Annotated in this window: 2 pseudogenes; one reads left to right on the top strand and one right to left on the bottom strand. The window is 58.2% G+C overall.

Annotation, left to right across the window (positions count from 1 at the left end):
* Nucleotides 1-90: 90 nt before the first annotated feature.
* A pseudogene (locus tag F3H98_RS30920) lies at nt 91-527 on the top strand (ATP-binding protein); the annotation flags it as partial.
* Nucleotides 528-803: 276 nt separating this feature from the next.
* Here F3H98_RS30920 and F3H98_RS30915 read toward each other — a convergent pair.
* Nucleotides 804-1,255, bottom strand: a pseudogene (locus F3H98_RS30915) (ATP-binding protein); the annotation flags it as partial.
* Between the last annotated feature and the right edge of the window lie 90 nt (nt 1,256-1,345).

Genomic DNA, 1,345 nt, shown 5'->3' with positions numbered 1-1,345 from the left:
CGAAAATCTCCCCGCCCGAACGCGGATGAAAGGCGTAACGGACAATCTTCTTTGCCTCGCCATCCTGATAACGGGCATTATGAGCCCAGTCCGCCGGGCGTCGGCAAGAGCTGGCTGGCCTGTGCGCTAGGCCACAAAGCTTGCCGAGAGGATTTCTCCGTCGCCTATCACCGCATTCCACGGCTGTTTGCAACACTTGCCCTCGCGAGAGGCGACGGACGTTATGGCCGGATCCTCAAGCAACTCGCCAAAACCGACCTTCTCATTCTCGATGACTGGGGACCGGAAAAACTCAATGATGACCAGCGGCGTGATGTGCTTGAGATCATTGAAGACCGCTACGAACGCCGATCGACAATCGTCACCAGTCAGCTGCCCCTGGATCACTGGTATGAGATCATTGCAACCCAACTCTGGCCGATGCCATCCTGGACCGCCTCGTTCACAACGCCTATCGCATCGATCTCACCGGTGAAAGCATGCGAAAACAGCGCTCGCCAAGAGCGTCTGATACAGCGCAAGCTTGACCGGAAACGAAACCCAATCCAAACATCAACGAGACCCAGGATCAGTCCGAAAAATGGCCGGCTTCAAATCGGAACACCGGCCGGAATGAAATCGGAATGACTGGCCGGCTTCAATCGGAATCGATGGCCGGCTTCGTCGGAATACGCACGCTCATTTCATTTGATCGTGAGTAGGTATTTCACGCAATCATGAGCGGCCGCTTCGACCGACCTGTTCATTGGTTCAGGTGTTTGAGGTTGGGTCAAGAGGGCGACTTTGAGCGTTGTGTTTTCGCATGCTTCTCCGGTGAGTTGAAGGCGGTGGGCGTTGTGAACGAGGCGATCCAGAATCGCGTCGCCGAGGGTGGGATCGCCGATGACGTCGTGCCGGTGTTGCACGGGGATTTGGCTGGTGACGATTGTGGATGCACGACCATGGCGATCGTCGAGGATCTTCAGGAGGTGGCGGCGCTCGGCCGCATTGAGAACCGACAAGCCCCAGTCGTCGAGAATGAGGAGTTGAACGCGCCCGAGCGTCTTGAGCAGGCGGCCATAGCGCCCGTCGCCCCGCGCCAGCGCGAGTGCCTCGAAGAGACGCGGGACGCGATGATAGAGCACCGATCGATTGTCGCGGCAGGCTTTGTGTATAGCGCGACAATCTGGGAGAGACGGCGTATCTCACCTTGTTTGTCGCCGCGCACTTTGTGGCCAAGGGCGCAGGCGAGCCACCTCTTGCCCGTGCCGGGCGGACTGGGCTCATAATGCCCGTTATCAGGATGGCGAGGCAAAGAAGATTGTCCGTTACGCCTTTCATCCGCGTTCGGGCGGGGAGATTTTCG

It is taken from the genome of Neomesorhizobium albiziae (assembly GCF_900114255.1).
GTDB classification, from domain to species: Bacteria; Pseudomonadota; Alphaproteobacteria; order Rhizobiales; family Rhizobiaceae; genus Neomesorhizobium; species Neomesorhizobium albiziae.
This window is presented reverse-complemented; position numbering and strand designations above follow the sequence as displayed.